Annotated in this window: 7 protein-coding genes; 6 read left to right on the forward strand and 1 reads right to left on the reverse strand. The window is 68.5% G+C overall.

Features of this window, described 5'->3' with window-relative positions; genetic code table 11:
* Nucleotides 1-487, forward strand: a 487-nt coding sequence (locus tag QN358_RS18175; RefSeq protein ID WP_323513193.1) for an EamA family transporter, incomplete at its 5' end; no start/stop codon positions are given.
* 70 nt (nt 488-557) lie between these two features.
* On the opposite strand, the gene QN358_RS18180 is transcribed toward QN358_RS18175, so the two are convergent.
* On the reverse strand, nt 558-2447 hold the full coding sequence (locus QN358_RS18180) for an alpha-keto acid decarboxylase family protein (protein ID WP_323513194.1): 1890 nt from the start codon (nt 2445-2447) through the stop codon (nt 558-560).
* Nucleotides 2448-2571: 124 nt separating this feature from the next.
* Here QN358_RS18180 and QN358_RS18185 point away from each other — a divergent pair, with 124 nt between their 5' ends.
* The 5 genes from QN358_RS18185 to QN358_RS18205 form a co-directional block, all read left to right on the forward strand.
* Nucleotides 2572-3726 carry an ROK family transcriptional regulator gene (locus tag QN358_RS18185; RefSeq protein WP_136640557.1) on the forward strand — a complete coding sequence of 385 codons (1155 nt, stop codon included), beginning with the start codon at nt 2572-2574 and terminating at the stop codon, nt 3724-3726.
* A gap of 49 nt (nt 3727-3775) precedes the next feature.
* Complete coding sequence (locus tag QN358_RS18190; RefSeq protein WP_136640556.1) at nt 3776-5050, forward strand: extracellular solute-binding protein; 1275 nt, start codon at nt 3776-3778, stop codon at nt 5048-5050.
* Nucleotides 5051-5162: 112 nt separating this feature from the next.
* On the forward strand, nt 5163-6098 hold the full coding sequence (locus QN358_RS18195) for a carbohydrate ABC transporter permease (RefSeq protein WP_237280213.1): 936 nt from the start codon (nt 5163-5165) through the stop codon (nt 6096-6098).
* Entirely contained in the window at nt 6095-7060 is a 966-nt protein-coding gene (locus QN358_RS18200; RefSeq protein WP_237280212.1) for a carbohydrate ABC transporter permease, read from the forward strand. Before QN358_RS18195 ends, QN358_RS18200 begins: the two co-directional genes overlap by 4 nt.
* Nucleotides 7057-8455, forward strand: a 1399-nt coding sequence (locus QN358_RS18205) for a glycoside hydrolase family 3 protein (protein WP_323513195.1), incomplete at its 3' end; no start/stop codon positions are given. The genes QN358_RS18200 and QN358_RS18205, both read left to right, overlap by 4 nt.

The raw sequence follows: 8455 nt of genomic DNA on the forward strand, positions 1-8455 counted from the left end.
GGGCGGGGGTGGGGCATCCATCACTCCAGTGGGGCTTCTGGCCTCACTCGGCGCCGGCCTGTCGTACGCGGTGTACGCGCTCAGCAGCAAGGCGCTGCTCGAGCGCGGATGGAGCCCGACCGCGACGATGGGCGCCACGTTCGGGGCGGCGGCGGTGATCATGCTTCCGGTGCTGCTCGGCTCGAATCTCGCGTGGCTCGGCACGGCACGCGGCATTTCCACGGCGGTGTGGCTGGCCGTCATCACGACGGGGCTCGCGTACACGCTGTTCGCCCGGGGTCTCAGCCAGCTGCCCGCGTCGCGCGCGGCCACGCTGACCCTCGTCGAGCCGCTCACCGCGACGGTGCTGGGCGTACTGGTGCTGCACGAGCAGTTCACGGCGGCGATCGTGGCGGGGCTGGTGCTGTTGGTGATCGGGTTGGCCGTGCTGACTTCTGGATGGCCTCGCCCGCGCGGCACGGGGGCTCCCCCGCTCTCCCCACGGTAGCCGCGCTCGCCCCGGATGTGCGCTGCCCACGGGTGCGCGCTGCCCCGGGTGCGCCCTGCCCGCAGGTGCGTCAGGGGGCAGGTGGTGCGGGAGCGTTCGCGCGGGCGGCAGCCGCCGCGATGGCAGCGAGCAGGGGCGGCACGTCGAGGCGCGGCACGACCGCCTCGACGAGCGCGAGCGCGGAGTCGGCGGCACGGGCATCCTCGAGCGCCGCCCGCAGTTCGCCCACCGTCGAAGCGCGGGTGGTGAAGAGGTCGCGGGCGTCGCGGGCGAGGGCTGCGGGCAGGGCGGTCCAGTTCCAGGGCGCGATGTCGTTGTACCGCGCGGTCGGGCCGTGGATCGCACGCTCGACGGTGTACCCGTCGTTGTTCACGATCACCACGATGGGGGCGAGGCCGAGGCGCATCATGGTGCCGAGTTCGACCGCCGTCAGCTGGGCAGCCCCGTCGCCGATGAGCAGAATGGGGCGGCGTTCGGGCGCGGCGAGCGCGGCACCGATGAGGGCCGGCAGCGTGTAGCCGATGGATGCCCAGAGCGGCTGCCCCACGAACACCACCCCGTGTGGCAGCCGCTCGGCGCCCATTCCGTAAAACGAGGTGCCCTGATCGGCCAGCACCAGATCGCCCGGACGAAGCGCCGCCGCCACCTCGCTCCACAGCGCGGCCTGGCTGAGTGGGGTGCCGCTGGCCACGGTGGTCGACGCGACCTCTGCGCCGGCCACAGCAGACGCGGCCATCGCAGCCACCTCGTTCGCCGCGTTCGCAGCGTTCGCCGCGTTGGCCGCATTCGCAGCGAGCGAGCGCAGGATGCCCGACAGCACCCCCAGCGCATCGGGCAGGTCGACGGGGCCGAACTCGATGCCGGCCACCGACGCCCGGTGCGGGTCGAGCCTGATGACGCGGCTGTCGTCGAAGTGCTGGCTGAAGAACCCGCTGGTGAGGTCGGTGAACTGTACGCCCGCGAGGATGAGGGCATCGGCATCCTCGATTCCGTGGCGAACTGCCGGGGCGCTGGCCGAGCCCTCGTAGGCTCCGAGGTAGCCCGGCGCGCTCTCATCGACCACACGGCGACCCCAGAGCAGGGTTGCATGGGCGAGCGGCCGCCCGTCGGGCTGCGCCGTGGCGAGCAGCTCGTGCAGCTCGGCTTCAGCGCCCAGACGGTGCACGAGCAGGTCGGCCAGCACGGCGACCCGGCCCACGCCGGCCCGCCGTACGCCGACACCGGCACCAGCGCCCGCGCCCGCCTGAACGGTGCCGCCGACCCCCACGCACACCGCACCCGCGAGCAACACCCGGGCCGCCTCGGCGAACCCCGCGAGGGCCCCGGGCGACGTGAGATCGCGATGCGCCGGCAGGGGCGCGGCCGGCGGCTGGGCATCCACCTCGCCCACATCGGTGGCGAGCAGCAGGTACCCCGGCAGGTGCTGCTCGCGAATGGCCAGCAGCACACGGTCGATCTCGGCGGCGTAGTTCGTGGCCGTGAGCACGGCCTGCGCCACGGTGATCTCAGCGCTCATGCGGTAGAAGTGACGAAAGTCGCCGTCCCCGAGCGAGTGGTGCAGCGCTCGGCCCGCTGCCTGCGCCGCCTGCGAGGGAGCCCCGACGAGGTGCAGCACTCCCACATGCTCGGCATAGCTGCCGGCGACCGCGTTGACGGCGCTGAGCTCGCCGACGCCGAACGTGGTGCAGAGCGCTCCGATGCCGCGGAGGCGCGCGTACCCGTCGGCCGCGTAGCCCGCGCCGAGCTCGTTCGCGGTGCCCACCCATGACACCACGGAGTGCGCCTCGATGTGGTCGAGAAGGCCGAGGGTGAAGTCGCCCGGAACCCCGAAGACCCGGTCGACCCCCAGTTCTGCCAACCGGTCGAGCAGGTAGTCGGTGACGGTGTACCCGGCGGTTGGCGGATGCCCGGCCGACAGCTCAGCAGAAGCAGAAGTGGGGGCTGGTCGGCGCTCTGGCATGGCCCCATCGAATCACACCGTCACCTCGGCCGAATGCCAACCGAATGTTACGAACCGGTAAATTGCGGGCAACCGCAGGAGAAAAGTCTTGCGTCGAGTTTGTTCGTAAGGTTTACTAACAAACATGACAGCATCGGCGCTTCCCGGTTTCGCACCCGGCCGCACGCTTCGGCCCAGCGCGAAAGTTCTGCCAGAGCACGCCCGCAACCACAACCGTGCCCTCGTGCTGCAGACGCTGTACCGCACCGGCCGCCAGAGCCGCGCCGACATCGCCAGGGAGACCGGCCTCACGCGGGTCACCGTCTCAGACCTCGTGAACGACCTCATCGCCGAGAACCTCATCATCGAGATGGGCCCACGCGAAGATGCCCGACCCGGCAAACCGGCCACCATTCTCGACATCGACCGTACCGCCTTTCAGATCGTGGGCATCGACCTGTCGGAGCACGCGCTGTTCACGGGCGCGGTGCTCGACCTCGACGGCACCATTCTGAGCCGCGCCGAGGTGGCCCTCGCGGGAAGCACCGGCGAAGACGCGGTGGCGAAGGTCATCGCGCTCACCGACACCCTGATCAGCGCCACCACGGCACCGATTCTCGGCATCGGCATCGGCTCCCCCGGCGTGGTCGACCTCGGCGGCGTGGTGCTCAGCGCACCCAATCTCGGCTGGAAGAACCTCGACCTGCGGTCGCGGCTCGCCGAGCGGTTCGGGCACCCGATCGTGGTCGCGAACGACGCCAACGCTGCGGCCCTGGCCGAGCACAGTTTCGGCGGTGCCGACGGCGACCTCATGGTGGTCAAGGTGGGGCACGGCGTGGGCGCGGGCCTGCTGCTCGGCGGCTCGCCGCTGTTCGGCAGCCGGTTCGCGGCGGGCGAGATCGGGCACGTCGTCGTGGGCACTGACGGCGGCGCCCTGTGCGTCTGCGGCAAACGGGGCTGCCTCGAGACGTGGCTCTCGACGCCGAACCTCGAGCTGGCGATCGGGCTCGGCCGGGCATCCGGAACCCACACCGACCGTGTTCTCACCGAAGCCGGCCAGCGGCTCGGCATTGCCCTCGCCCCCATCGTTGGCGCCCTCAACCTGCCGGAGATCGTTCTGAGCGGGCCCACCGAACTTCTCGACGGAACGCTGATCGCGGCGACCGTCGAGACCCTCCGAAGCCGCACGATGGCCGAGTTCCACGGCGATCTCACGCTTCGGATGACCACGCTCGGGCAAGACATCGTCTTGCGCGGCGCGGCCGTCATGGTGCTCTCCGGCCAGCTCGGGGTGTCATGACACGGCACGACCCTGCACCATCAATGCCCTAGGAAAGGTAGCAACAACAATGAGGAAACTCTCTCTGGTAGCACTCGGTGCCGCCACCATGCTCGCCCTGGCGGGCTGCGCGTCGGGCGGGTCAGCCGCTTCGGGCAGCAGCACTCCGGAGGCCGGCAGTATTCGCGTCTGGCTGAACGGCACAGACACCCCCCAGGCCGCACGCGACTACCTGAAGACCACCTTCGAGAAGCAGAACCCCGGCTCCACGCTCACCGTCGAAGAGCAGTCGTGGACAGGCCTGGTCGACAAGCTCACCACCAGCCTCTCCGGCAGCGACAGCCCCGACGTGGTGGAGGTGGGCAACACGCAGGCCGCCGCCTTCACCTCGGCGGGCGCGTTCGAAGACCTCACCTCGAAGCTGCAGGAGCTCGGCGGGTCAGACCTGCTGCCCGGCTTCGTGGCGGCGGGCACGTACGACGGCAAGTTCTACGCGGCCCCCTACTACTCGGGCGCGCGACTGGTGTTCTACAAGAAAGACCTGCTGGCGGCATCCGGGCTCTCGGTACCCACCACGCTCGACCAGTACGTCTCGAACGGCGTCACCCTCGCAGCGGCGAACCCGGGTGTCTCCGGAATCTACTTTCCCGGTCAGGACTGGTACAACGCCCTGCCCTACATCTGGGAGAACGGTGGCGAGATCGCAACCGATGACAACGGCACCTGGAAGGCGGGATTCGAGTCGGCCGGCGCTATCGCTGGGCTGAAGCAGGTTCAGCAGGTCATGGAGAAGGCCTCGGTTGCCCCGAAAGACGGCAACGAGACCGACCCGCAGGTGCCGTTCTGTGCTGGCACCGTGGCGCAGGTCTCGGCGCCCAGCTGGGTGAAGGGCTCCATTCTGGCCGCGGCCGACGCGAAAGCACCTGGCTGCCCCGACCAGACGGCGAACCTCGGCGTCTACGCGCTGCCGGGCAAGAACGGTGGTGCCGCGCAGGTCTTCGCCGGTGGATCGAACATTGCCATCGCGGCCAAGTCGGCCCACCCCGACCTCGCGTACAGCGCCCTGAAGATCATGCTGGGCACCGACTACCAGACCATTCTCGGCAAGACCGGCCTGGTTCCGGCCCTCAAGTCGCTCTCGTCGACGCTCGGCACCGACGACGTGGCGAAGGCTACAGCCGAAGCCGCTGCGAACGCGAAGCTCACCCCGGCCTCACCGAAATGGGCCGACGTCGAAGCGGCCGGCATCCTGCAGGACTTCTTCGTGAAGATCGGCCAGGGCGGCGACGTCACAGCGCTGGCGACCGACGTCGACAGCAAGATCAACGCCATTCTGAACGGCTGAGCCCCGTGAAATGGATGTTCGGGGCCGGTCGTACCCGGCCCCGAACATCCACCCGAGTGCCTCGCCCTAGGAAGGTGAAGACACGTTCGTAAATCTTATGTGGAAGCGGTTCATGACTACTCTTCTCGGCTCCGTCAGTTCCCGGCTGCGGCGACCCGTGGGTCGCAAGGGCCTGGCCCCCGCACTGCTCCTCGTGCCGGCCACCCTCATTCTCATCGCCATCATCGGCTGGCCGCTGCTGCAGCTCGTCATCGTGTCGTTCCAGCAGTTCGGCCGCGCCCAGGTCTTCGGGCAGGCAGCGCCGTTCGTGGGCTTCGACAACTACACCCGTGTTCTCGGCGACCCGCAGTTCTGGCAGGTTCTCGCCCGCAGTTTTCTGTTCTGCATCGTGAACGTCGTGGTGACCATGAGCCTCGGCACGCTGGTCGCGCTCCTCATGACGCGCCTCAATAAATTCTTTCGCACCCTCGTCTCAGTGGGGTTGCTGCTGGCCTGGGCCATGCCGGCGCTCACCGCCGTCATCATCTGGGGCTGGCTGTTCGACACCCAGTTCGGTGTTGTGAACTACCTGCTCAGCCAGGTCACCGGCATCGACTTCACCGGCCACTCGTGGCTCATCGACCCCATCAGCTTCTTCGCCGTGGCCGGCGTGATCATCACGTGGCAGTCGGTTCCGTTCGTCGCGTTCACCATCTACGCCGGGCTGACGCAGGTTCCCGACGAGGTGATGGAGGCCGCCCAGCTCGACGGCGCCGGCGCAGTGCAGCGCTTTCGCCTCATCGTGTTCCCGTACCTCAAGTCGATCTTTCTCGTCGTCACGATTCTGCAGGTCATCTGGGACCTACGGGTCTTCACGCAGATCTTTGCTCTGCAGGGCATCGGCGGCATTCGTGAACAGACCTCCACGCTCGGCGTGTACATCTACCAGACCTCGCTCGGCACCGGTGACTACGGGGCAGGCGGCGCCATCGCCGTGATCATGGTCATCATCATGCTGGCCATCTCGATCTTCTACGTTCGCCAGACCATCAAGGAGGAGGCCCTGTGAGCACCGTGACCAAGAACGCCGATCTGGCGGTGCTCGACTCGGCCGTGGCAGCCATGATCGTGCCGCCGTCGCCCCGCCGGGCATCCGGTCGCCCGCCGCGTCGCCCCGTCTCGGGCCATCGCGTCAAACGCCGCGCCGCCAGCGTGGTCTTCAGCGTCATCGCGGTCATCATCTTTCTCTGCTCGGTGTTTCCGGTGTATTGGATGATCAATACCTCCCTGCAGCCGAACAATGAGATTCGCGGGCCCATCCCCAACTTCTTCCCCAAAGACTTCACGCTCGGCAACTATTCGACCGTGCTGTTCGAGCCGTCACGGTCGCCGTTTCTGCCGGCGCTGGCCAACTCGCTGGCCGTCACCCTGCTCACCGTGGTCATTGCGCTGGTGTTCGCGTTTCTGGCCTCGCTCGCCGTCACCCGGTTTCGATTCAAGGGGCGCAAGGCGTTCATCCTGTCGATCCTGATCATTCAGATGATTCCCGCCGAGGCCATGATCGTGTCGACCTACCGCGTGCTCGACAGCTGGTCGCTGCTGAACACCATCGGCGGCCTGACGCTCGTGTACGTGGCCACCGTGCTGCCGTTCACCATCTGGACTTTGCGCGGCTTCGTGAACGGGGTGCCGATCGAGCTCGAGGAGGCCGCCATGATCGACGGGCTCTCGCGCACGGGCGCGTTCTGGAAGATCACCTTTCCCCTGCTCGCGCCGGGGCTGGTGGCGACGGGCGTGTTCGGCTTCATCCAGGCCTGGAACGAGTTCGTGCTCGCCCTTGTCGTCATGTCGCGGCCCGCGTCGCAGACGCTGCCCGTGTGGCTGCGCACATTCCAGCAGGCTAACACCACCACCGACTGGGCCGCCATCATGGCCGGGTCGACGCTGATGGCCATCCCCGTGGTCGTGTTCTTCCTCATTGTGCAGGGTCGGATGACGAGCGGGCTGATGAGCGGGGCGGTGAAGGGATGACCGGCGGGGGCATGGCGGGCAGCCGGGTGTCGGCTGACGCGTGTTCTGACGAGGCTCTGCGCCGCCAGGTTCTGGCCACGCTGATGCCCGGGTTCGCGGGCACGGTGCTGCCCGAGTGGCTGCGCCGCAGGTTGGCCGAGGGCCTCGGCGGAGTGTGCGTGTTCGGGCCGAACATCCGGTCACTCACGCAGCTGAGGGAGCTCACCGATGCCATTCGCGAGGCGAACCCGCACGCGCTGATCTCGATCGATGAAGAGGGCGGCGACGTCACGCGGCTGTTCTACGACGTGGGTTCGCCCTACGTCGGCCACGCGGTGCTGGGCCGGCTCGACTCGCTCGAGGCGACCACGGCGACGGCTCGAGCGGTCGGCCGTGCGCTTCACGATGCTGGCGTGAACCTCGACTTTGCTCCCGACGCAGACATCAACTCGAACCCCGACAATCCGGTGATCGGTGTGCGGAGCTTTGGCGCCGACACCGCACTGGTTGCGCGCCACACCGCGGCGTGGGTGCGCGGGCTGCAGGCGACCGGTGTCGCGGCCAGCGCGAAACACTTTCCCGGGCACGGCGACACGGCAACCGACTCGCATCGTGCGCTGCCTGTGGTCACGGCCTCGGCCGTCGAGTTGGCCGCGCGCGAACTCGAACCATTCCGCGCGGCGATCGCCGCCGGGGTGCGCACTATCATGACGTCGCATATTCTCCTTCCGGCATATGACTCGGTGAACCCCGCGACACTCTCGCCGGCCATCCTGCAGGGGCTGCTGCGCGGGCATCTCGGGTTCACCGGGCTGATCGTGAGCGACGCCCTCGACATGGCGGGCGCGAGCGCACTCAGCGGCATACCCGAGGCCGCCGTCGGCGCTATTGCCGCCGGCTGCGACCTGCTCTGCGTCGGCACCGAGAACACGGATGCCCAGCTCACGGCCATCGGAACGGCGGTTCTGGCAGCTGTCGCAGCGGGCCGCATGCCCGCCTCCCGCCTCGCCTCAGCCGCCGCCGCGGTGCGCGCGCTCGGGGCCGACCTCGCGGGTGAGTCCGCCTCCGTGCCGGCACTGGCATCGGCATCGGCATCGGCATCGGCATCGGCATCGGCATCGGCATCGGCATCGGCATCGGCACATACTCCTACAGCGAACGATGTCGTCTCGACGTTCGATGTCTCCCCCGCAGCCACGGCGTGGCTGGCCGGCGGCCCGGTCGACTACCTCATTCGTTTCGAGACGACGCCCAACGAGGCCGTCGGCGACGCACCGTGGTGGCCGTGGCCCACGGCCGTCGCAGCGACGACAGCGACGGTGCTCGTCGTCGGTGACGTCGAGTCGGGGCGGGCGGCCGTTGACGTCATCGGCGCGGGCACGGGTACGGGTAGGGGTCTGTCTCTTATACACATCT

Origin of the sequence: Subtercola sp. RTI3, assembly GCF_035018625.1 — a bacterium.
Taxonomy (GTDB): Bacteria; Actinomycetota; Actinomycetes; order Actinomycetales; family Microbacteriaceae; genus Subtercola; species Subtercola vilae.

What these genes read in the sequence shown, in the direction of transcription:
- QN358_RS18185 (WP_136640557.1), top strand. Translation starts at nt 2,572, where the DNA reads ATGACAGCATCGGCGCTTCCCGGTTTCGCACCCGGCCGCACGCTTCGG.
- QN358_RS18195 (WP_237280213.1), top strand. Translation starts at nt 5,163, where the DNA reads ATGACTACTCTTCTCGGCTCCGTCAGTTCCCGGCTGCGGCGACCCGTG.
- QN358_RS18190 (WP_136640556.1), top strand. Translation starts at nt 3,776, where the DNA reads ATGAGGAAACTCTCTCTGGTAGCACTCGGTGCCGCCACCATGCTCGCC.
- QN358_RS18180 (WP_323513194.1), bottom strand. Translation starts at nt 2,447, where the DNA reads ATGCCAGAGCGCCGACCAGCCCCCACTTCTGCTTCTGCTGAGCTGTCG.